This window comes from Cellvibrio sp. QJXJ, assembly GCF_024452345.1.
Classification (GTDB): domain Bacteria; phylum Pseudomonadota; class Gammaproteobacteria; order Pseudomonadales; family Cellvibrionaceae; genus Cellvibrio.
In genome coordinates this window covers 3,701,703-3,725,071 of the sequence record NZ_CP101662.1, presented here as the reverse complement: position 1 = coordinate 3,725,071, position 23,369 = coordinate 3,701,703, and the positions used below count along the sequence as shown (strand labels likewise).

Genomic DNA, 23,369 nt, shown 5'->3' with positions numbered 1-23,369 from the left:
TGGAATCGGGTAAGGGCTCGCCGCTGAGACTGCTTTCACACTTTCATGCTACCAGCCAATTTTTAGCTGTCGTCTCAGTCAACGCAGGATCAATCGATGACACCCATTTTTTTAGGATTAGCGGAAGGGGAAATTAAATCTATTTATTTTTCAATAGGTTAAGAAAGTGGGAAGAGTTACCGCCAGTGTGTAGATACCACTCACGCCGAAAAGTGGAACCTAGTCGCACGGTACGAAATTCCTTATTTGAGACTAAAAACCAGGCGCTGCCCCATAAAAAAAGCGACCCGCAGGTCGCTTTTTCGCTGTGTTTGAGGTGGATTCAAACAATCACGCCTTGGCGCGCGCTCTTTCAGAACTGCATCCCCACAACAAATGGCTCACACGACTGCTATCACCAATACCAAGCACCTTCACTGAGCATCAAACAATAGTTTCTGAGCGTTCAATTTAGCCTCTGCAGACATATTGGATGAATTATCTAAGCATGCCTGTAGATCTTCCTTATGCTCAATCCACAGCCTTTTCTGATCTGGGTAGGCGCCATACAGACTGACTCTCAGCTCACTGAATAATTTTTCAGGGTCATCGCGCATTTGATCTATAAACAAGGCAAAGACATCCTCCTTATTTTTTTCACTTACCTTGCTGACGATAAATGTTATATCGGTAGAACTAACATTTGGGAGATTGTTGAAAAATATATCTTTCCCATCCCTACAACTCCTCACCATAAAATCAATAAATACTTCAACAATACGTTGTTCCACTTTTTTGGTGTTCTGGCAACTGTAACCAACAAGCTCTATAAATTTCTCCGACCAATATTTGGAGCCACACAACTTATTCATGAATGCCTCATCACAATGGCGATCCCCTCCATGTATTCCCAAAAAAAATTCAAGATCTGTCTCAGCTTCATGTCTTGGAGATATTTTCTCAGTAAGAATGCGCTCTAAATATACTCTACCGAGTCTGCCAGCGACACGTTGCACATTAAAATTGAGCGGTACCCCATCAGCAGAGTGCCATGATGGCCACAGGATTTTTATGAGACTCCGAGCATTTAGTTCATCAACACCTGCTTTAGAGAGCAAATCAATTGCCTTACCAGCTAGTGCATCCCTCATGGGAGAGTCGACATCCCTCACGCCTTCTCTCATTTGATCATAATTTTCGACCATAAAGTCAAATGCCTCAGGGGCACAATAGCGCAACACATTGACAGCCATGAGGTCATACATATTCACTTCGCCATCCAAACCTTTTTCCCATGCATTAAGCGCACGCCGTAATACGTATTTTGCATCGCGCGGCGTTTTAATACATTTACTCATTGCACGTACAAATTCATCGGTTTCCAGTGGTTCATCGCCGAACCAAGCTCCGTCTTTTCGTTTGACGCAAGCCTGCATTAAATCTATTGTGTTCTCGACAAGGCTTTGCGCATCAAATGACAAGAGATCTTCACGATACAAGGAGATTCTACTTAATATGTAAGATGGCACGCCGGGCGCAAGGCACACTATGAAATTAATTGACCGTAGATCCCTTAGCCTGTCGAGTAATCCAGCGACTTCATTCATGATGTTTTCTTCCTGAGGATTTCTATCAAAATCCTCAAGTACCACCACCATGGCTTTTCCAATCGACAAAAGAATAGTTTCTATTTTTCTAATTAATTCTTCGGGTGAGTGATGGCTATGTAATGGCAATATTTTTGCCAGAGTAGAAATTCCTTTAAAGTCCGCACCACTTAAAGCAGCCATATACTCTTTGGGAACATTTCGAATGCTCGCACAATCGACGTAATTCGTTAGGGTGGCAACCATGTCATCAATGATTTGTGCGGCAACCGTACCTTCTCCTCGCCCCCAACCCTCAACGGGAACAAAGATGTAGTCGTCACCCAATTGCTGCTTTACACTTTTCCAGGTACTGGTTTTACCAATTCCAAATGGCCCAACTATGGCAATGTGGTTCGCCTTGTGTTTACGCTTGCCGTCAACAGGCTCAAATAACCGGGCTATGCGAGTAACATAAACTCCTCGCCCAAGTATATCCTTGTCGCATTCATCAAGAGGACGCTCCGACATTAACCAACGGTAGTGATTTTTCTGTTCTTCATCTGTAATACAATCAGGAACCAGAACCAGCTCTTGTTTATCCTTTCGTTTTTCACTGTAAAGAGAATCATAGGCACATAAGAGCGACAACAAAATTATAAATAACAGTGCTGCCGCCAGAAAATAACTGACAAATAAGCTGCCTCTGAAGAAGTTGATGACATCAAACTGCGACAAAAACAACAACAGGCAGAGAACAATAGAAAATGTAATCGGAGGGTACGCCAAGCACAACTGAATATTTTTAAGCTGGCGCTTGTGGATGACATTGAAAAATAAAAGTAAGTGACGAGCGCAGTAAAACCCTGTTAGCGCCAATAAAATTTGAACAGCCATATGCAGCGATGAAAATAGACTGACCCATTTACCAAATGCAACCTGAACAGCACTAACACTCGCGATTAGGTACGCCCAGGCGTAGCTAACCAAACCAAGCAAAATTACGTCGCTCCAACGGCGAAAATTTATTTTTCTATCCATTTTTTCCCTCGCCAAAAAACAAAAAAGCTCGCACCAATTACGGATACGAGCTTTTAATTACCTAGTCAACAATCAACCCTTGGCGCGCTCTTCCAGAATCGCTACTGCTGGCAATACTTTTCCTTCTACGAACTCCAGGAATGCTCCGCCACCGGTAGATACGTAGGAGATTTTGTCTGCCAGATTCCACTTATCGATTGCAGCCAAGGTATCGCCACCACCGGCTACCGAGAAAGCGTCGCTCTCGGCAATCGCGCGCGAAATGGTTTCAGTGCCCTGGGCAAAAGCATCAAACTCAAACACACCACAAGGGCCGTTCCACAGTACGGTTTTGGCGTTTTTGATGATCTCGGCTACACGTGCTGCGGTTTCCGGGCCGTAGTCGATGATCTCTTCGTCCGCTTCAATTTCGCTTGGCTTTTTAACGGTCGCCACTGATTTGTGGTTCCACTCTTTAAAGCCTTCTTTGGTCACACGCACATCAGTCGCAAATACCACTTCGGTGGTTTTGCACAGGCGCTGTGCTTCGGGGATTAAATCTTTTTCGTACAGCGAGTTACCTACTTGATTGCCCGCGGCCGCAACAAAAGTGTTGGAGATACCACCACCCACCACCAGAATGTCAGCGATTTTTGACAGGGCATCCAACACGCTCAATTTGGTTGATACTTTTGAACCACCCACAATCGCCACCAAGGGGCGCGCCGGGTTATCGAGCACTTTTGCCAAAGCGTCCAACTCACCTGCCAACAATGGGCCAGCACAGGCAACGGGGGCAAACTTGGCTACACCGTGAGTCGATGCTTGCGCGCGGTGCGCAGTACCAAAGGCGTCCATCACAAACACGTCGCACAGCGCTGCCATTTTTTTAGACAGCTCATCAGAATTTTTACCTTCGCCCACATTGAAGCGAACGTTTTCCAGCAACACCAGGTCGCCGTCCATCGCAAAACCATCTACCCAATCTTTTACCAGGGGTACAGCGCGACCGAGTTTTTCGCTCAGGTATTTAGCCACTGGCGCCAGTGACGCTGACTCATCGTAAACCCCTTCATCGGGACGCCCGAGGTGCGACATCACCATTACTTTGGCACCGGCCGCCAGCGCCGCTTGAATGGTAGGAATAGAAGCGTCGATACGCACCGCACTGGTGATACGTCCATCTTCCAGGGGCACGTTCAGATCCTGACGAATCAATACACGTTTGCCAGCGAGATCCTGATCTTTCATCAATTTAACAGTCATGCTTTTCACCTTTTAAAAAGGGCTCCGAATAAAAACCAATGCCATTGTAATCAGTTTGCCTATTGTTTTTGCACCAGGTGGTGATAAAACAAAACACCCGACTCGCGCCGGGTGTTTGTATGCTTTTACTTGCTTAGTCTTCCAACAACTCTTCCACAGTGTTCACTATGTTATCGACAGTGAAACCGAAGTGTTCGAGCAGTTTGTTGCCGGGGGCTGATTCACCAAAGGTGGTCATACCAACGATGCGGCCGTCGAAGCCGACGTATTTGTACCAGTAATCGGCATGTGCAGTTTCAACCGCAACACGGGCGCCAACACTGATCGGCAATACCGATTCTTTGTAGGCCACGTCCTGCTGATCAAACACTGATGTAGAAGGCATAGAAACAACGCGCACATTACGACCTTTGGCTTTCAGTGCTTCGGCGGCTTTTACGGTGACGCCCACTTCTGAACCGGTGGCGATCAGGATTGCCTCGGGCTCACCTACCGAATCAACCAATACATAACCACCTTTGGCGATATTGGCGACTTGCTCTGGGGTACGCGCAAAGAAATCCAGGTTTTGACGGCTGAAAACCAACGCAGCTGGGCCATCTTTACGCTCTACTGCCGCTTTCCAAGCCACGACTGACTCAGTGCTGTCCGCCGGGCGCCAGGTGTCCAGGTTGGGGGTCAAACGCAGGGTGCCCAATACTTCGATTGGCTGGTGCGTCGGGCCGTCTTCGCCTTGGCCGATGGAGTCATGGGTATAAACGAACACGTTGCGCAGTTTCATCAGCGCCGACATACGCACCGCGTTAGCCGCGTATTGTTGGAACATCAGGAAGGTTGCGCCGTAGGGGATAAAACCACCATGGGCAGATACGCCGTTCATGATCGCGCTCATACCAAATTCGCGCACACCGTAGTACACGTAGTTACCGCTCGCATCACCCGCTTCAACGCCTTTGGATTTTTTAACCAGGGTCAGGTTGGAACCCGCGAGGTCAGCGGAACCGCCGAGGATTTCTGGCAGCCACTCAACGAATGCCGCGATAGTATTTTGTGACGCTTTACGGCTGGCGATTTTCTCGCCTTTGGCTTGAGTCTCAGCGATAAACGCTTCAGCTTTGGCAGCGAAGTCGGCTGGCAAGTCGCCTTTGATCACACGGCGCTCAAATTCGGCGCCCAGTTCTGGATAAGCAGCTTTATAAGCAGCCAGTTTTTCGCCCCAGGCTTTTTCTGCCGCCGCACCTTTGGCTTTTGCATCCCAACCTTCGTAAACATCGGCAGGAACCACAAAGGGCTCGTATTCCCAGTTCAGGGTTTTGCGCACCAGTGCGACTTCTTCCAAACCGAGTGGTGAGCCGTGGCAGTCGTGTGAGGCTTGTTTGTTCGGTGAACCGAAACCGATGATGGTTTTGGTAACGATGAGGGTTGGCTTGCTAGTTTCAGCGCGCGCCGCTTCGATGGCTGCTTTAATAGCTGCTGCATCGTGGCCATCAACCGCCGGAATTACGTGCCAGCCGTAGGATTCAAAACGCTTGGGTGTGTCATCGGTAAACCAGCCTTCAACATGGCCGTCGATAGAAATACCGTTGTCATCGTAGAAGGCAATGAGTTTGCCCAGACCTAAAGTACCTGCCAAAGAGCAAGCTTCGTGGGAAACACCTTCCATCATGCAGCCGTCGCCGAGGAAGCAATAGGTGAAGTGATTAACCACTTGGTGGCCGTCGCGGTTGAATTGCGCCGCGAGTACTTTTTCTGCCAGCGCCATACCCACAGCGTTGGCAATACCCTGACCCAAGGGGCCGGTGGTGGTTTCAACACCGGGGGTGTAACCGCGCTCCGGGTGGCCGGGGGTGTTGGAGTGCAATTGGCGGAATTGCTGCAGGTCTGCCATAGAAACCGCGTAACCGCTCAGGTGCAGCAGGGAGTAAATCAGCATGGAACCATGGCCGTTGGACAATACAAAACGGTCGCGATCGGCCCACTCAGGGTTTTGCGGGTTGTGTTGCAAAAAGTCGTTCCAGAGAACTTCGGCGATATCCGCCATGCCCATAGGGGCGCCCGGGTGGCCTGAGTTAGCTTTTTGAACGGCGTCCATCGAGAGGACACGAATAGCATTGGCAAGATGTTGGCGAGTTGGCATGAAACTCAAGGCTCCTTACGTATAAGTTGATTGCTGTTGTAGGTGGGCGCCGCTGCCCGAGCCGATGAATTCGAATCAGGAACGCCCCGGGGTTGCAAAGCACTAATGGGCAAATGCCACTTATTTACAGGCCTCTGATGGGCTTTTATGTCGTTGGGTTCCAGCCGCCGTCGCTGGGAGCGCGCTTTTAGGGAGAAAACAAAAGCCCGCTGACAAAATGGGCGAGCATTTTCGCCCAGCAGGCGCTGCCCGTAAAGGAATAACCGAGGGCATAGACACAATTAATCAATAAAAACCGCCCCAAAGATCGAAAAAGCCATTTATTTGCTCAATTCGAACTAAAAACGACTAAAACCTATATCAAAATATTTTGATATAGGTTTTTCAGGCTGCTAGACTGCACAGCACTTACCAGCCATTGATCAAACCATGAACCACTCCCTGCACGACACCACTGACGGCCTGCCCGTACTGACCGATATGGTCGAATTGGAAACGCCGCTCAGCCCCCTCGCCAATTTGCTCAAGGCCGCAGGTGATCCGCTGCGCCTGGAGATATTGCGTGTACTCAGCCAGGATTCGTTCGGGGTATTGGAGCTGTGCCGGATTTTTGCGATCAAACAGTCAGGCATGAGCCATCACCTCAAGGTGCTCAATAACGCCGGCTTACTGAGTTCGCGGCGCGAGGCCAATTCGATTTTTTATCGCCGCGCCTATTTAGCGCCGGATCATCCGCTCGCCGCCTTACAGCAACAATTATTTGCAACGGTGGATACTTTGCCGATTGCCGAACATTTGCGCGCACCCATCCGCGAATTGCAGCAAGAGCGCAGCCAAGCCGCACAAACGTTTTTCAGCGAGAACGCGGATAAATTTCGCGCGCAGCAAGATTTAATAGCCAGCTATCCGGTGTACGCCGAGCAGATGACACAACTGCTCAACAACACTGCGCTGCGCGCCAAAAATCTCGCACTGGAAGTTGGCCCCGGCGAAGGTGAATTTCTGGCGGTACTTGCGCAACAATTTAATCAAGTTGTTGCGCTGGATAACGCCGCCAATATGCTCGACAAGGCGCGTGCATTTGCCAGCGAAAAGAATCTGCGCAATATCGAATTTATCCACGGCGATACCCAGAGCTTACTCAACCACAAAGTATTGGCCGATTGCATACTGGTGAATATGGTATTGCACCACACACCATCGCCCGCCGATATTTTTCAGGATTTAAGCAATGTGCTAGCGCCGGGCGGCGCGCTGCTGATCTGCGATCTCTGTCGCCACGAACAAGCTTGGGCGCGCGACGCTTGCGGCGATTTATGGCAAGGCTTTGAACCACAGGATTTTTCGCGCTGGGCGCAAGCGGCAAAATTAGATGAAGGCCAGAGTGTGTATTTTGCCTTGCGCAACGGTTTCCAAATTCAATTGCGCCAATTTTTTAAGCCAGCGAATTTTTGATTTAGTTAATTATTTTTTGATTTAATTTCTTTAAGGGAAATCACCATGTCCGAATATTCCGTCTTTACCTCCGAATCGGTTTCCGAAGGTCACCCCGATAAATTAGCGGATCAGATTTCTGATGCCGTGCTCGATGCAATTTTAAAAGATGACCCCAACGCGCGTGTTGCGGTAGAAACATTAGTAAAAACCGGTATGGCGATTGTCGCCGGTGAAGTGCGCACCTCTACCTATGTGGATTTGGAAGATTTAATTCGCCAGGTAATTTTGGATATTGGTTACGATTCAAGTGATGTCGGTTTCGATGGCGCCTCTTGTGCCGTATTAAATGCAATCGGCAAACAATCATCCGATATCGCCATGGGTGTTGATGAAGCTGACGATAAAGATTTGGGCGCAGGCGACCAGGGTTTGATGTTTGGTTTTGCCACCAATGAAACATCTGTGTTAATGCCCGCGCCGATTTATTACGCGCATCGCCTGGTAGAAAAACAAGCACAATTGCGCAAGAGCGGCGAATTACCCTGGCTGCGCCCCGATGCAAAAAGTCAGGTAACGCTGCGCTATGAAAACGGCAAACCCGTAGCTATCGACGCGGTGGTTTTGTCTACCCAACACAGCCCCAGCGTAAAACAAGCAGAAATTCGCGAAGCAGTGCGCGAATTAATTATCAAAAACGTATTACCTGCTGAGTGGCTGCACAAAGATACGCAATACCATATCAACCCCACCGGCCAATTTATTATCGGCGGCCCCGTCGGCGATTGCGGTTTGACGGGTCGCAAAATTATTGTGGATACCTACGGCGGTATGGCGCGTCATGGCGGTGGTGCGTTTTCCGGTAAAGACCCATCCAAAGTAGACCGCTCTGCGGCTTACGCTGGTCGTTACGTTGCTAAAAATATTGTTGCTGCCGGTTTGGCCGATAAGTGTGAAATTCAAGTGAGCTACGCCATTGGTGTTGCTGAACCCACGTCAATTTCCATCAATACTTTTGGCACTGGCAAAATTTCGGATAGCGCGATTATCGATTTAATTCGCGAAAACTTTGACCTGCGCCCACGCGGCCTGATCCAAATGCTCGATTTGAAACGCCCAATCTATCGCCAGACTGCGGCTTACGGTCACTTTGGTCGCGAATTGCCCGATTTTACGTGGGAGAAAACCGATAAAGCGGATGCATTGAAGAAAGCGCTGTAAAAATTTATTTATAAACCATCGTCATCCCCGCGCACGCGGGGATCCAACCCTTGTAAAAATGGATTCCTGCGTTCGCAGGAATGACGGAATAAAATATCAACCATCTGTTGATTAATCAGGAAATTATTATGAGCTTCACCGACTACAAAGTAGCCGCCAAAACGGCCGAAGAATTTGCCAAAGACGCAACTTGGGGCCGCAAGGAAATTGAAATCGCCGAAGGTGAAATGCCGGCGCTGATGGCACTGCGTCGCAAATATGCCGCGAGCAAACCACTGGCTGATGCAAAAATTATTGGCTGTATTCACATGACCATTCAAACCGCGGTGTTAATTGAAACACTGGTGGATTTGGGTGCAGAAGTGCGCTGGTCTTCGTGCAATATTTTCTCCACCCAAGATCATGCCGCTGCTGCTATCGCCGCTGCCGGCATTCCGGTATTTGCATGGAAAGGTGAAACTGAAGAAGAGTTCTGGTGGTGTATCGAGCAAACCATCAACAAAGATGGCAAGCCCTGGGATGCGAATATGATTCTGGACGACGGCGGCGATGTGACGCAAATCGTGCACGAAAAATATCCGCAGATGCTGGATAAAATCCACGGCATTTCCGAAGAGACCACCACCGGTGTTCACCGCTTGCTCGATATGTTGAAAAAAGGCCAATTAAAAGTGCCAGCCATCAATGTGAACGATGCGGTCACCAAAAGCAAAAACGACAACAAATACGGTTGCCGTCACAGCTTGAGCGATGCCATCAAACGCGGTACCGACCATTTGCTGATGGGTAAAAAAGCCTTGGTAGTCGGTTACGGCGATGTGGGTAAAGGCTCTGCTGCTTCACTGCGTCAGGAAGGTATGATCGTGAAAATTACTGAAATCGATCCGATCTGCGCCATGCAGGCTTGTATGGATGGTTTTGAAGTGGTATCGCCCTACAACGACGGTATCAACACCGGTAAATACGAAGATATTAATCACATCGTACTGGGCACTACCGATTTGTTAGTCACCACGACCGGTAACGTCAACGTGTGTGATTCTGCCATGCTGCGCGCACTAAAAAATGGTGCGGTGGTGTGTAATATCGGCCACTTCGATAGCGAGATTGATACCGCGTTTATGCGCAAAAACTGGGAGTGGGATGAAGTTAAACCCCAGGTGCATAAAATCTACCGCGACAAAGCCACCAACAATCATTTGATTTTGTTATCGGAAGGCCGCCTGGTAAATCTGGGCAATGCCACCGGTCACCCATCACGCATTATGGATGGCTCTTTCGCCAACCAAGTGCTGGCACAAATGTATTTGTACGAGCGAAAATTTGCTGACCTGCCTGCCGAGCAAAAAGCAGAACACCTGTACGTTCGTGTATTGCCGAAAAAACTCGACGAAGAAGTAGCTAAAGATATGGTGGAAGGTTTTGGTGGTGTAATTACCAAACTGACCGCACAGCAAGCCGAATATATCGGTGTAGAAATCGACGGCCCGTTTAAGCCGGAATCTTACAAATATTAATTTTTTAACCGTAGGTTGGGCCGGGCTGCGCAAGCAGTAATGCCCAACACGGTCGCGATGTTGGGCATTACTGCCTAACCTACAGGAACACGCTATGAACGACTCACAACCGCGTTTAAGTTTTGAATTCTTTCCGCCCAAAACGCCGGAAGGAAAAGAAAAACTGATCAAAGTACGCGACCAATTGAATGAATTTGCGCCGGACTTTTTCTCTGTTACTTACGGTGCTGGTGGCTCAACCCGCGATAACACCAAAGGTTTGATCACCCAATTTAAAAGCGATGGTATCGCTGTCGCGCCGCATTTGTCTTTTGGTGGCGACGACGAAACCACCATCAAAACATTAATTCAAGAATACAAAGATGCCGGCGTAGATCGCATCGTTGCCCTGCGTGGCGATATGCCTTCTGGTGTAGGCGGTGCTTACCAATTGGTTTATGCCAATGAATTGGTCGCCTTTATCCGCAAACATTATGGCGAGCATTTCCATTTGGAAGTGGCGGCCTATCCGGAAATTCATCCGCAGGCTAAAAGCTACAGTGATGACGTGGGTTATTTGAAAGGTAAATTTGATGCGGGTGCTAACAGCGCCATCACCCAATACTTCTTTAACCCGGACTCCTACTTTTATTTTGTTGATCAATGCCAAAAAGCGGGTATCACCCAGCCAATTTACCCCGGCATTATGCCCATTATTAACTACAAAAATTTAACGCGCTTCTCCGATACTTGCGGCGCCGAAATTCCGCGCTGGTTGCGTAAAGCGCTGGAAAATTATGGTGACGATGAAGCCAGCTTGCGCGCCTTTGGTACAGAGCTGGTCACTGACCTGTGCGATACCTTGCTGGAAAACGATGCACCCGGTCTGCACTTCTACACCATGAATCAAACCGAACCCACCGCCGAAATCGTACGCAACTTAGGTCTGATTCCTAACGACGAATAACTTACTACCAGTGTAAAAAAGCACAGCAACAAAAAAGGGCGCGATGATCGCGCCCTTTTTATTTCATTGCAGTATTTTTGTAATCAATTAACTCAGCGAACCATTGTCATCGTCAAATGGTAGCGTTTCTGTCATCACGGGTGCGGCTTCTGGTGCAGGGGTCGCCTCAACGGAAACCGTTTCGGCGACTACTACAGCCTCTACATCGGCAATTACTTCCGGCACTTCTACTGCAGGTGCAGCCGCTTCGACTGCAGCTACCGGAGCAGCGACAACTTCCACAGGGGCTTTAGGTGCAGCTACTTTTTTAGGCGCAGGCTTTTTGGGTGCTGCTTTTTTTGGCGCAGGAGGAGTTTTTTTAACGGCCACTTTTGGTTCTGCTACTTTCACTTCCGGCGCCACTTCAGTTTTAGTTTCTTTCACTGCTTTTGCTGGTTTTGCTACTTTCGCTGGTTTAACGGCTTTTTCTGCTTTAGCAGGCTTGTCAGTTTTGCTTACTTTTTTCTCCGCTTTTACTTTGGCGGGTTTTTCTGTGGTGGCAACAACAGCTTTAGCCGCCTTTTTCACTTTTTTGGTTTTGCCCTTACCTTTAGTTGCAGCGGCTACTTCCTTGGCAACTTCTTTGGCTGCTTGTTCAGCTGTTTTTAATGTCGCTACTGCATCCTGTGCAGCCGCTAACATTTTGGTTGCATCCAGTTGATCTTTTTTAGCCTGCGCCAAACGTGCTTTTGCCGCTGCAGTGACTACCCCCTTGGCAGAAATATCGGCAACTTTTTTCTTGGCGCTCGCCACGGCTTTTTGCCCAGCGGCAACTGCTTTTTGTGCGGCAGCAAATTCTTGCGCACGCGCCTTATCCAGAGCGGCACTGACTTTAGCGATCTGCTGTTCCAATTCAGCAACGGAAATTTTGGTTTTGGGAGAGGCGGCCATAAACAATACCTGCGTGAAAAAGCGTTGGGAATCTACGATGAGGGAGCATCACAAAACAGCGGATGCAATGGAGCGAATTGTAGCTGCGCCCCGCGCAAAAGTGTATGCCCCCTGCGCAACATCACCACAAAGAGCCTTAATAAGGTCTGGAACTTTCATAAAACACCAGAGTCTGAACTGGCTCGGCAAAGCCAAGGTGGCAATCGCTATTCACAAATGAGGAATAGCACAGGGTTTGAGGCTGCAGCACAGCGCAAACGTCGCTAAAAACACGCACATTTGATCAGACTTGGTATACCATTGGCCCCTGTTCTGGTGCTGCACAGGCTGTCGGCTAGGAAGAAGTGAGGCAATGCCCATTTCACACAGACAACAAATACAAATCAATGATTACAAAATAAGGTGCATTATGTTTAACAAACGTTTATTGGTTGTTGGCTTGATGGCTGCGACTGCAGGCTTGATTGGCTGTAATAAAGAAGAAGCAAAACCAGTTGATGACAGCGCGAAGCTGGCAACGCTGGAACAAAAAGCCAACTACATCATTGGTCAAAACCTGGGTAAGAACCTGCAAAACGGTGGTTTAACCATCGAGCCGGACTCTCTGGCATTGGCATTGGCTGATGTGCGCGACGGCAAAGAATCTCGCATTAGCGAAGAAGACATGCAAAAAATCATGCAAGAAGTTCAGCAAAAAGCCATGGCTAAACAAGAAGAAGAGCAAAAGAAACTGAGCGAAAAGAACATTGCTGATGGCAAAAAGTTCCTTGAAGACAACAAAGCCAAAGAAGGTGTAACCACCACCGAAAGCGGCCTGCAATACAAAGTAATTACTGAAGGTAAAGGCGCCAAGCCAAAAGCAACTGATGTAGTGACTGTGCATTACACCGGCAAGCTGATCGACGGCACCGAATTTGATAGCTCAGTGAAAAATGGCCAACCAGCTACTTTCCCACTGGACGGCGTAATTCCTGGCTGGACTGAAGCACTGCAATTGATGCCACAAGGTTCCAAATGGGAAATCGTAATCCCGTCTGAATTGGCTTATGGCGCTGGCGGTCAAGGTCCAATCCCACCTTCATCTACATTAGTTTTCGAAGTTGAATTGCTCGAAATCAAAGCACCTGAAGCAGCTGCAGAATAAGCCTGGCGGGAGCGATCCCGCACTGCCATACACCAATGGCAAGACATAAAAAAACCCGCTACGGCGGGTTTTTTTATGCTCTGGCAAAGTCGGTTAACCCATCAGTTAACCAGATCCTTATGCGAGGTATGAAGTACCGAGATCAGACGGTCTTCGGCACTGAAACGCACTTCCAAGGCTTCGCCCAACAGGGACAAACGCTGGTCAGTGAGCTCAGGTCGTCGGTTTCCAAATACTTGTCATTAAAATCGAGTAACTTTTCGGTGGTTTTATCGACTACATCGTAGAGTTTACCCGCCTCTTGCAGCGCGTCAGCATCGTCAAACTCACGCCCCTCTTTGATCAACTGGTCGTAGACTTCAAAGTGACCTGCCGATACATAGTCCACCAGGATTTGGCAAAAGCTGCGCAACTTTTCACCGCGCTGCACATCGCTCAAGTCCTGATCCAGACCACTCAGGGCGCAGTATTGCACCAGCATTTGCTGACGCTCTTCCAACCAGCGGTCGATAATTTCACTTACACCGCCCCAGCGTTCTTTGGCACTTTTGCAATTTTCTAACATCAGTTATTCCTATCCATTTTCGAAAGAGGTGTGCTTTGCGCGGATGTGCTGTGCGCGAAACAGTCCGCGACAACCGCTGTTTTCAAGCGCAGGTGCATAAATTCAGTTGGTCACAATAGGCGATCTGACGCATGAGGGCAAGACTGCATCGCGCTTTATGCCTGTGTGCGGTGCGCAGGGCGCAGCGCTTGGTATAAATTGGCGCCAGCCAGCGCAATAAATGCCATAAAAGTCCAGGCAGCAAGGCTCAAACCGAGGATCTTATCTACATGGGCGCAGTTGCCATCCCCCTGTAACAGTAATTTCAGCGCATCCATAAAAGGGAAGACTTCAAACATATAGGCGAGACCTGGCCCACAAGCGGGAACCTGATCTTCCGGCAAACTTTGCAACCAGAGTTGGCGACCCGCAAAACACGCACCGAGGATGGCGCTGGCAATACCGGCAAGCGCATAGGCACGACGGCCGCGATTAGCCGGGTTATGAATCGCAGCAATCAAGGCTAAGAGTCCGGTTAGCACCACAAACCCACGTTGGGTGATGCACAGCGAGCAGGGAACCATTTTCATCACATGCTCCATATAGGCAGCAGCCAACATCATGGCGGTACAGATAACAAAAATAAGCAGATTGGTTTGACGCACACTGGGAGACATGAACAATCCTTACTTGAAGAAGTTAACGAGATAGCGGTCGTTTTATGGCTATAGGAATAATGATGGCTATGTTAAGCAATTATGCGCGCCCAGAGCCAGACATTTAGCCCGCAGCGATTTAATTCAGCGCAGGTTTGCACAGTTGGACAAACGAATAGACTATGCTTTGGGGCATTCGTCAATCGCGCCAAGCAGCGCCTTGATTTGAGCGAGAAGAATGGCTGAAGTTCACAGGGGAGAGATTATGAAACGCGGTAGGTTTGGTCTGGCATCCAGTCTGATTAGTAAAAGAGCGGGTATCGCATTGGGTATTACATTGGGCATTGCACTAGCACTGCCTGCGTTGGCTTCGGGTGGTGGCAATAAAGGTGCACCTGAGGGCATTAACTATATTCCCATCACCCCACCGCTGGTGGTGAACTACGGTGGCCCCGGCAAGGCGCGTTATATAAAAGCGGAACTATCCATTCGCAGCGAAAATGCGGCGGACGCCAATACAGTGACTCACCACCTGCCGCTCATTCGCGATCGCCTGGTCAGTATTTTGAGCGCGCAGAGCGATGAAATTGTAAGCAGCGTGGAAGGAAAAGAATATTTGCGCACTTACGCGTTGGCAGAAATTAACAAAGCCCTGCTGCAAGTACAGGGGTTGGCGCCGCAGCCAGCCGCAGAAGCAACACCTACCGCCGTAGCGCCAACAACACCTGCAGCACCCGCAACAACAATCGCGCCTACAGAGGGCAGTTCAGCGGCAGCGACGTCAGCAACCGCCGCTGCGACCGCTAGCACTTTACCCGTAGTGACAGCTGTTAAAGGCCCCGCATCGGATTTATATTTCAATAATTTTGTCGTGCAAAAATAAGCGCAGAATTCAATACCAGAGCATCACCGCCGCGCAGCCTCTGGCGACGGTGATGCATCACTCAGCTCGCGCAGCGACAGCCGCGATATTGGGCGTAATAATTTTCCAGATATTGATCAAAACTGATTTGCTGATCGGCCTCCAGCACAGCTTGCGCCTGTAGGGACGTTTCACTCATCTGCGCAAATACCGCCTGCTGTGCTGCCGCCAAGGGGCGATCCGCAAAATACGCGCGCTGCTGTTCTGCGAGGGCCAGGGCGTGGGCGTAAAAGCTTTGCCCCGCCTGAGTCATATCGCGCAATACCCGCGCCGAAGGTGTTAACTCCGGGTTGGCGATTTTAGCGCGCTGATGCTCCAGCGCCTGCTGATGTGCCGCCCCACCTTTGGCCTGATCCAACAATTGCGCCGCCGCCATACTGCCCCGCACAATTTCCTCCGCCCACTCGCGCATGGCGATTTCATGTTCACCGCGCAGCAACTTCAGCGCAGGATCGCGCCCGCTATTCACAATACGCTTCTGGTTTTCCTGCCCCTGATAAAACTCCCGCTCGTCGGTTTGCGGGCTATCGCTCAGCAGGCAATAAAGCAAAAACGCATCCATCACTTGCATTTGCTCTTTGGTGATGCCAAGCGGTTCGTAGGGATTCAAATCCACGCAGCGCACTTCTACATACTCCACCCCGCGCAGACGCAGCGCTTGCAGTGCCGTCTCGCCGCGCCCGGTAGTGCGTTTGGGGCGGATGCTGGAATAAAACTCGTTTTCGATTTGCAGCAAACTGGAATTGAGTTGCTGGTAATTGCCCTGCCCGTCTTTCACCCCAATCTGCTCATAGGCGGGATAACTCTGGGTGATACCGCCGCAGAGCGTGGCCAAGTAATCGCTCAGGTTGTTGTAATTCACCACGAGACTTTTTTGTGCGTCGCTCTGGTAGCCCAAATCACCCATGCGCAGCGAAGTCGCATGAGGCAAATACATGGTTTGTTCGGCAGCGGGGAAGGGCTGGAGTTTATGGGTGCGATCTTTCACAAAACAGGAACAGACCGCGGGCGATGCACCAAACAGATAAATCAGCAGCCAAAAGTTGCGACGGAAATTGCGGATCAACCCAAAATAGCGCTCGGTTTTAAAATCCTGCAGCGCTTGTTGATTGCCCGTTTGTTGTTGCAGCGCCAACCAAAACTCATCGGGCATACTGAAGTTATAGTGAATCCCGGCGATAGTCTGCATGGAGCGACCATAGCGGTGCCCCAGGCCCACGCGGTACACCGTTTTCATCCTGCCGGAATTGGACGAGCCGTAACGCGCCACCGGAATCTCATCATCCGTACCCAAGGTGCACGGCATGCTCGCAGGCCACAGGCGCTCGTTGTTAGCGGCCAAGTGCTGGTAGGTAAAACGGTGAATATCATCCAACTGCGCCAGCAGTGGCTCCACATCAGCAAACGGCTCGGTGATAAATTCCAGCAGCGCTTCACTGTAATCCGTGGTGATATGCGGATGGGTTAACGCAGAACCCAGCGCGCGCGGGTGATCAGTTTGCGCCAGAGTGCCCTGGGGGGTTACGCGCAGGCTCTCTTTTTCCAGACCGCGCAAAATACCGCGCAGACTGGCATTAGCCGCAGGCTCGGCAAACGCACTCAGCAATTCGCTGGATAAACCGTGATCATGTGACAATTCAAAATCCTTGGGCGACAAGCGCAATCAAGCACAAATAAAAAAGCCGCCGCAGCGGCCCACTAACAAAGTGTAGAACAGGAAGCGTCTAGCGACAGCACTGCGCAGGGATCAGCGCGATGGCTCGTCGGGCAAGGCAGCCACCGGATCAACAACAGCTTGATCAGCATGCGCCTGCACTGCCTCCGCCTCAAGCGTCGCCAACAGATCTTTACCCAACTTGGGCAATGGCTCGGGCAGAATTTCCGGGTCAATCGATGGCAAGCCCTTCTCATTGGGTGAGCAGCTAATGATCTTGATACGCTGGGTATAGTCCTTGGAACTGGCCTCAACCATCTGGTTAATCGCTTCATCTTTATGCGGCGTTTTGTACAGCGCGTTCAAATCGCGACCATCCAACCAGTTGTTTTGTTTACCAAGAAAGAGATTGTGCTGATTTTGCAGAATAAATATTTCACTCATAACCTGAGCCATCCGGAATATGTGAAAGCAGAGTAAGTCGCGAATGTTGGGGTGATGGTGCAGAGTTTCAAGGGTACAAGACGATTCATAAATTGTTGCGGTTCATTCCTCACCAGCAACCTACAAAGCACCCTGTAGGTTGCTGGTGAGGAATGAACCGCAACAAAAAATTAACACAAACCCACAATCTCTAATCAGAGTTAGGTTTTATTTTCCCACCACCTCAACCCAATAGCCTTTGCTCTTCGCCTGTATTTTTTCGTTGTACATGGCGCTTGCGTTCCAACCGGGCAAATAAAATTTCCCTGCGTAACTCGCGTTTAAAATTATGCGCAGGGTGACGCTGGTTTGGTTGCGTTCCTGATAGCGATAATTCCAGTAGTAATCGCGCCACAAACTGAAATAACCCAGCACTCGATCATCGCGGATATCCAAATAATCAATACCTTTAGGCAGTTGTGCCCCCTCCAGACGTTCATTGCGGATTTGCCAGCCGCTGGGCATTACGGCGGTAAGCGCGATGTTTTCGATATTGCTGGTCAATAATTTATCGAACTCGCCGCTGACGGTAACTTCGGCTACAAAGTCGGTGCCTTGTGGCAGTTGCTCGACATCCAGCGGTTCGTTAGCCAGCGTTAAAAAATTAACCTGTAGTGCCAAACCATTACTACTAGCTTCTTCACGTAAGTTGGCTGGTGTGCCGCGATTACTCACCACCACGCGAATGGGTTTGTCGTGATCGTTGCGTACCGATACTTGCGGTGAGTCCAGCGCGCGGCGGAATAAGGGGCTGTTACTGCCTTGACTGGTCCAATCGCTTTCGCCTGTTTGTTGATAAGAAAACTTTATGCCGTTGCTACTTTGATTAGCGCTGGCAAATTCACTCATCGCCAACAGTGCCCAGGCGATACTTTGTGTGGAGTACCAACCGTCACTCGACAATTCATTGGCAACTTGTTCAGCCACTTCCCAGGTTGTTTCTTTATTTGCATTCACGCTCACCAGAGTTGCTAACAACAACCCGCGGTCACGCATTTCGGAACCGTAGGTGTACCCTGAATCTTTGTAACTCGGCACAGTATTGGCAATTGTGCCCAGCACATCCTGCGCAGCATCTTTTAAACCAACATGTTGATAAGACATAGCCAACAACCAGCGCGCAGGCATGCGGTAGTCCTGCAGATTCTGCTGATTATTTTTAAAGGTTTCGCGCAAACGGTTCATTGCCGGTAGTTCAGCGCTGTCCGCTAAGGCGAGTGTATAGAGGCGATAGGCGAGCACCATCTCGTCGTAATAATTACCCTGAATTTGCGGGTTGCGCGCCGCATTGCGCTGATAGTTTATCCAACCATTTAATAGCGCAGCGGGCACGGCGTAACCGGCACGTTTCGCCTCCACTAAAAAATGCCCCACATAACTGGATGCCCATTCATTCACATAGCCATCACCCGACCAATAACTGAATCCACCACTGGCATGCTGGAAACCATACAAGCGTTTAATGCCCGCGTTAATGTTGTTATCAATTTCAATTTTTTGTGCGTCACTCAGATTCACCAATTGCGCAAGACGCAATTGTGGAAATACCGATGAGGTCACTTGCTCCAGGCAGCCGTGCGGATAACTAATTAAATAATCCAAGCGCTGCTCAAGGTTGAGCGGCGGCAAGGTGCTTACTTCAAGGCTCGCCTGATTAGTGCCAATCATGCCGTGAGCTTGCAGGGGCGATTGCCAGACTTCGCCCGGCCGCAATAATTTGCTCTGCCACAGACTGGTAGGCGGATTCGCCGCGCGTGAGTCGATATAAATTTCTTGCGTGGCGGTTTCATTACCTGAGGTAGCGGTAATTTTCACACGGCCTTTGCCGAGGCGATCATTCACCTTCAATTGCAAACTGGCAATCGCATCGCCCGGTTCACTAAAGTTCAGTGTTGCAGCGCCTTTTTCCACGGTAAAAATTTCATTCGCTTCCACCGAAATTTTTACTTCGCGAATATCTTTTTCGCTCACAAATACATTAACCGGCAAATTCACTGCTTCACCGGGACCAAGCACGCGTGGCAAGGTGGCAAAAAGTGTGACTGGCTGAGTGACGGTCACAGTTTTCTCCACACTGCCGTAGGCGCTGGTTACACTGTTATTAGTTTTCGCGCTGGTATCACCCGCCACTAACATAACGCGCACCGCACCCATATAGGGTGGCAGGGTAATTTTATGCGCGCGGGTTTCCCCGGCTTTTAATTCAAACGCACCAAGGAATTTCACTACCGGTGGAAAGCGACGCTCGCGGCGTTTGCGCTCGGCTTCCAAGGCGGCATCGGAGCCACCAATTGCCAACACTCGCTCCAGCGACGCACCATAACCACCAACTACCTGATCAAATAAATCCCAGGTGCGCACGCCCAGCGCTTCACGTTTGTAAAAATAATCGTGCGCATCCGGTGCGCGGAAATTGGTGAGGCCGAGTAAACCTTCATCCACCATCGCCAGAGTATAGGTCATAGCACGCTGATTTTTTTCGCTAACCTTGATGCTAAATTCGGTTTCAGGGCGAACTTTTTCTGCCACGTCCAATTGCGGCTGCAAACGGGTTGCAGGGTCTTCCACCAGCAGCGGCACTATGCCGTATAAACGCATCGGCGCTTCAGCAACACGCTCCTGATGCGGCAATATCAGTGCAACCTGGGCGTAAACGTTAGGCGCCATCGCCGAGGTGATGGGAATTTCTATTTCGGTTTGACCCGCCTGCAAATCCAGCCAACGCGACTCCAATACTCGCGTGCCATTTTCAATACTCAGCAATACGCGCCCTTCACGCGCATTGGGCAAACGTACCTTGGCAACATCACCGGGTTGATATTTTTCTTTATCGGCCGAGAGCATTAATTGGGTGGCGGAATCAGCACTGGCCGATGAGTCGTAACTCCAACCTAAATAAACCACCTTGCCGGCGCAGTGCGCCTGGGCATCGCCTTCGCTGTTGTCGCACACGCGAATAATGTGACGCCCCCAATCGTATTTATTTTTTTCCAAGGTCCAATTTATGCGGCCATTGGTATCGCTCACCAGAGTTTCACTGTGCACCGGGCGATGACTACTGTTGGTAAAATATTCGGCAAGATTTTCATTGTTTTCATCCCACCACCAACGCCAGCCGATTTCATAAACCTGTAAATCCACTTTGCGCGACGCGGCCGCTTTGCCCTGTGCATTTAATGTTTGAATGAGTACAGGGTGATCGGCATCGCGACCAATGGCATCCATGTAACCGCTGCCTTTGGGAATATTAATACCTACCCAATGATCAAATGGCAGTAATTCATAGGGGCGCAAAATTGTGCTGAAATTACCGCTCTCTTCAAACACGCGAGTCACAAAGGTGGCGGTGAGTTTACCCGGCGGTGGCGATGACAAACTGACATTCACCGGAAAGCTGGCGTTGCCACTTTCATCCACGTGGCCATCAAATACTTTTTGCGCACTGCCCGCAAAACTGCGCACCGGGTCATCAAAAGTAAATTGCTCAAATCCCGCAAATACCGATTCGCGGGCACTCAGTTTTAATTCCGAATCTGCTTTTAAATTTTTGGCGGTAGCGCCCTGCAACCACTGGGCAAAGAGTGACACTTGCGTTGGCATATTGCGCAACCGCAGCGGTGTTTCTGTGGGTGTTAAATCCACTTTCAAACGGTTGGGCACCACCATTTCCACTTTAATAATTTTGTCGAAATAACGATTACCCACATGCACCACTGCGCGATAATTTCCGGTGGGTGCTGTCTCTTCGGTTTTTAACGCAAAGGTATAAAAATTATTGACCGGCTGCACATTGGTTTGGCTCTGCACTTTTTTGCCACTGGGATCAAATAAATCCAGCGTGACCGGGTGATTGGCGGGTAACTGCTGAGCTTTATCTTCCAAAATAAAACTGAGGAAAATATCATCGCCCGGGCGCCATACATCGCGCTCGCCGTAGAGGAAACCTTTTAGGCCACCCTTAATGTGTTCGCCACTTACATCAAATTGATTGGTGGGCAGCGCTTCACTGCTGCGCAGGCGCAGATAACCGCGCTGTTTATTGTGAGTGGCTTGAATATAAAAAGGCACGCCGTCGGTAGTTAATTGCAGCATGCCGTAATTGTCGGTAGTGCCACTGCCAATCGGCTGTTGCTGATAGTTGTAGGCAGTGATTTCGGTATTGCCCAATGGTTTAGCGGAATTTAATTCTGTGCTAATGACATGCAGTTGATTATCGCTGCCGCGTTTGGCGAGTAAGCCGATATTGGACACCAAAAAATTGCGTGCTGAAGCAATTTCATCACCATAGTAATAGTAAGTATCATCGCAGGGATTATTGCGCTCACTGTAATTGTAATAACCCTGGGATTGATAATATTGCTGATACCACGCCGGTTCCTCTACGCGATCGTAATAACTTTCACCATCGGAATCTTCCGGCATTTTGGCAACCGGTTCTGTCGGGCGCAGTTGTTCACAGGTGTAAATAGAGTTGCTGCGATCAATGCGCAGCTCCAAACGAATTAACCCATCGGGGTGTTGTGCCATTAGCTCGGATAAATCCAAATTAAAACGCTGGGCGCCCGCGCGGGGAATTTCGGGTAGCTGATAGGTTTTACGCCATAAATAGCGCCCGGTATCGGTCGCAGCGGCAGCAGCGGTGAGTTGGTAATCCTGCAGATATTGGCCAACATTATTGGCAAACACTTTAAAAGCAATCACTTGTACTGAATCCACACCTGCGGCTTCAAAGGGCACAGAAATTTGGCTGGCGGGAGGCAAAATACTGCTGCTACCGACAAAACGCACCAGCGGTTTTACCAACTCAAGCACCACTTTGTGCTCGTAGTCACTGCCCAGGCTTTGCTGCTTCAGGTTATTAATACTGCCGTTGATTTTTAGCGTTATTTCACCGGTATCGAGTTTTTCCGGTGTGTAACGCAGCAGGCTGCCATCGATTACGGCGTTCACGGCTTTACCGTCCAGTGTTACCAAACCGCTAAGATTTTGGCTACTATCGAGCGTGTCAGAAAAATGAATTTCAATCGCGGTATTGGGTTGGCGAATCACCTGTACGCCGGTCACTTGAAAGGTTTTGCGCGCAGGAATTTCCAATTCGCGTGCGCCTTTATCTGCAGAACCTATGGCGCTGCCATCCCAGTTCAAGACAATTTTTCCGGCACTGTCGCCACGCGTTATTGGTGCAATTAAAAAGCGATGGGTTTTACGATCAGTATCCTGCGTCCAAACTACATCGGCATTGCGCTCATTCACCTCAACGCGCAGAATTTTTTTAATATCGTTTAACTCGGCGGTATCGGCGGTGGTGAGTACACCGGTGAGCTGCATCTGACTTTCGTCTTCAGGCATTACACCCAAACTATCCACACGCAAATCAAAATCCTGTTTGATAGTTTGCACTTCAAACTCAAAATCACCGAGCGATTCAGTGATCCCCTGCAACTCACTGGCGTTTAAACGGAAACGAATTTTGCTATCACTGGGCAAGCGCTCAACGGGCTGGATACGCAATTCACTGGTGGAGGTAAACACCAAATTCACCGGCGTCTTGGCATCCAGTGTCAGCAGCTTGTCAGAGAAGGCGGTATTCACTTGCGCTTCATCTACCACCGGATGGGTGAAGCGAATAAATAGCGGGGCTTCTGTCGCAATCCAGCGTTTGGGATAATCTGCAATATGCGCTTCCCATTCCGGGGCGATGGCTTCTGCCGCTGGAGCTTGTTTGTTTTGCTCAGGTGCGGAATTGTCACAGGCACCCAGTAATAAACTCATTAACGCAATGGCACACCATGAAGACCAATGAAAGCGCATAGTAATTCCCTGTTTAATTGTGATGGTAAAGCTGTGTTTGTTACTACAAAAGAAACTGCAGATTAGCCCTGTAAGCGCACGGAGTGCAGCTCGATGGAGTGCGCGGACTCACTGGTTGT

General features: G+C 49.6%; 14 protein-coding genes and 1 pseudogene. 6 read left to right on the top strand and 9 right to left on the bottom strand.

The window, feature by feature from the left end; translation table 11 throughout:
• Positions 1-413: 413 nt before the first annotated feature.
• From NNX04_RS16075 to tkt, 3 genes are all read right to left on the bottom strand, one after another.
• Positions 414-2,606, bottom strand: coding sequence for an AAA family ATPase (locus tag NNX04_RS16075; RefSeq protein ID WP_261946442.1), 2,193 nt, complete (start codon positions 2,604-2,606; stop codon positions 414-416).
• A 72-nt stretch (positions 2,607-2,678) separates the two neighbouring features.
• The gene (locus NNX04_RS16070) at positions 2,679-3,851 is read right to left on the bottom strand and encodes a phosphoglycerate kinase (protein WP_040390983.1); all 1,173 of its coding nucleotides are present in this window, start codon (positions 3,849-3,851) and stop codon (positions 2,679-2,681) included.
• A 133-nt stretch (positions 3,852-3,984) separates the two neighbouring features.
• The gene (tkt, locus tag NNX04_RS16065; protein ID WP_261946441.1) at positions 3,985-5,988 is read right to left on the bottom strand and encodes a transketolase; all 2,004 of its coding nucleotides are present in this window, start codon (positions 5,986-5,988) and stop codon (positions 3,985-3,987) included.
• Positions 5,989-6,417: 429 nt separating this feature from the next.
• On the opposite strand from tkt, the gene NNX04_RS16060 reads away from it, so the two are divergent.
• The 4 genes from NNX04_RS16060 (at position 6,418) to metF (ending at position 11,106) form a co-directional block, all read left to right on the top strand.
• Positions 6,418-7,443, top strand: coding sequence for an ArsR/SmtB family transcription factor (locus NNX04_RS16060; protein WP_007638495.1), 1,026 nt, complete (start codon positions 6,418-6,420; stop codon positions 7,441-7,443).
• 45 nt (positions 7,444-7,488) lie between these two features.
• A complete protein-coding gene (metK, locus tag NNX04_RS16055; RefSeq protein WP_151055672.1) occupies positions 7,489-8,643 on the top strand; it encodes a methionine adenosyltransferase in 1,155 nt (384 codons plus the stop codon).
• A gap of 128 nt (positions 8,644-8,771) precedes the next feature.
• Positions 8,772-10,160 (top strand): adenosylhomocysteinase, encoded by a 1,389-nt coding sequence (ahcY, locus tag NNX04_RS16050; RefSeq protein ID WP_151055670.1) that lies wholly within the window; start codon positions 8,772-8,774, stop codon positions 10,158-10,160.
• A gap of 94 nt (positions 10,161-10,254) precedes the next feature.
• Positions 10,255-11,106, top strand: coding sequence for a methylenetetrahydrofolate reductase [NAD(P)H] (gene metF / locus NNX04_RS16045; protein WP_261946440.1), 852 nt, complete (start codon positions 10,255-10,257; stop codon positions 11,104-11,106).
• Between the two features lie 87 nt (positions 11,107-11,193).
• Here metF and NNX04_RS16040 read toward each other — a convergent pair whose 3' ends face one another.
• The gene (locus NNX04_RS16040; protein WP_151055666.1) at positions 11,194-12,036 is read right to left on the bottom strand and encodes a hypothetical protein; all 843 of its coding nucleotides are present in this window, start codon (positions 12,034-12,036) and stop codon (positions 11,194-11,196) included.
• A 409-nt stretch (positions 12,037-12,445) separates the two neighbouring features.
• Here NNX04_RS16040 and NNX04_RS16035 point away from each other — a divergent pair, with 409 nt between their 5' ends.
• Positions 12,446-13,180, top strand: a complete 735-nt coding sequence (locus NNX04_RS16035; protein ID WP_225318540.1) for an FKBP-type peptidyl-prolyl cis-trans isomerase — start codon at positions 12,446-12,448, stop codon at positions 13,178-13,180.
• A 101-nt stretch (positions 13,181-13,281) separates the two neighbouring features.
• On the opposite strand, the pseudogene rsd reads toward NNX04_RS16035, so the two are convergent.
• Both rsd and NNX04_RS16025 read right to left on the bottom strand, forming a co-directional pair.
• Positions 13,282-13,745 (bottom strand): annotated as a pseudogene (rsd, locus tag NNX04_RS16030) (sigma D regulator).
• A gap of 155 nt (positions 13,746-13,900) precedes the next feature.
• Entirely contained in the window at positions 13,901-14,401 is a 501-nt protein-coding gene (locus NNX04_RS16025) for a disulfide bond formation protein B (protein ID WP_151055662.1), read from the bottom strand.
• 244 nt (positions 14,402-14,645) lie between these two features.
• Here NNX04_RS16025 and NNX04_RS16020 point away from each other — a divergent pair, with 244 nt between their 5' ends.
• A complete protein-coding gene (locus NNX04_RS16020) occupies positions 14,646-15,263 on the top strand; it encodes a flagellar basal body-associated FliL family protein (protein ID WP_261946439.1) in 618 nt (205 codons plus the stop codon).
• A 61-nt stretch (positions 15,264-15,324) separates the two neighbouring features.
• Here NNX04_RS16020 and gshA read toward each other — a convergent pair whose 3' ends face one another.
• From gshA to NNX04_RS16005, 3 genes are all read right to left on the bottom strand, one after another.
• Positions 15,325-16,938, bottom strand: coding sequence for a glutamate--cysteine ligase (gene gshA, locus NNX04_RS16015; protein ID WP_410004060.1), 1,614 nt, complete (start codon positions 16,936-16,938; stop codon positions 15,325-15,327).
• Positions 16,939-17,049: 111 nt separating this feature from the next.
• The gene (locus tag NNX04_RS16010; RefSeq protein WP_191966528.1) at positions 17,050-17,400 is read right to left on the bottom strand and encodes a hypothetical protein; all 351 of its coding nucleotides are present in this window, start codon (positions 17,398-17,400) and stop codon (positions 17,050-17,052) included.
• 207 nt (positions 17,401-17,607) lie between these two features.
• Positions 17,608-23,250 carry an alpha-2-macroglobulin family protein gene (locus tag NNX04_RS16005; protein ID WP_261946438.1) on the bottom strand — a complete coding sequence of 1,881 codons (5,643 nt, stop codon included), beginning with the start codon at positions 23,248-23,250 and terminating at the stop codon, positions 17,608-17,610.
• Between the last annotated feature and the right edge of the window lie 119 nt (positions 23,251-23,369).

Coding starts and splice junctions, on each gene's coding strand:
- NNX04_RS16025 (WP_151055662.1), bottom strand. CDS start 14,401: ATGTCTCCCAGTGTGCGTCAAACCAATCTGCTTATTTTTGTTATCTGT.
- NNX04_RS16070 (WP_040390983.1), bottom strand. CDS start 3,851: ATGACTGTTAAATTGATGAAAGATCAGGATCTCGCTGGCAAACGTGTA.
- NNX04_RS16010 (WP_191966528.1), bottom strand. CDS start 17,400: ATGAGTGAAATATTTATTCTGCAAAATCAGCACAATCTCTTTCTTGGT.
- tkt (WP_261946441.1), bottom strand. CDS start 5,988: ATGCCAACTCGCCAACATCTTGCCAATGCTATTCGTGTCCTCTCGATG.
- NNX04_RS16075 (WP_261946442.1), bottom strand. CDS start 2,606: ATGGATAGAAAAATAAATTTTCGCCGTTGGAGCGACGTAATTTTGCTT.
- NNX04_RS16040 (WP_151055666.1), bottom strand. CDS start 12,036: ATGGCCGCCTCTCCCAAAACCAAAATTTCCGTTGCTGAATTGGAACAG.
- NNX04_RS16035 (WP_225318540.1), top strand. CDS start 12,446: ATGTTTAACAAACGTTTATTGGTTGTTGGCTTGATGGCTGCGACTGCA.
- metF (WP_261946440.1), top strand. CDS start 10,255: ATGAACGACTCACAACCGCGTTTAAGTTTTGAATTCTTTCCGCCCAAA.
- NNX04_RS16005 (WP_261946438.1), bottom strand. CDS start 23,250: ATGCGCTTTCATTGGTCTTCATGGTGTGCCATTGCGTTAATGAGTTTA.
- NNX04_RS16020 (WP_261946439.1), top strand. CDS start 14,646: ATGAAACGCGGTAGGTTTGGTCTGGCATCCAGTCTGATTAGTAAAAGA.
- ahcY (WP_151055670.1), top strand. CDS start 8,772: ATGAGCTTCACCGACTACAAAGTAGCCGCCAAAACGGCCGAAGAATTT.
- NNX04_RS16060 (WP_007638495.1), top strand. CDS start 6,418: ATGAACCACTCCCTGCACGACACCACTGACGGCCTGCCCGTACTGACC.
- metK (WP_151055672.1), top strand. CDS start 7,489: ATGTCCGAATATTCCGTCTTTACCTCCGAATCGGTTTCCGAAGGTCAC.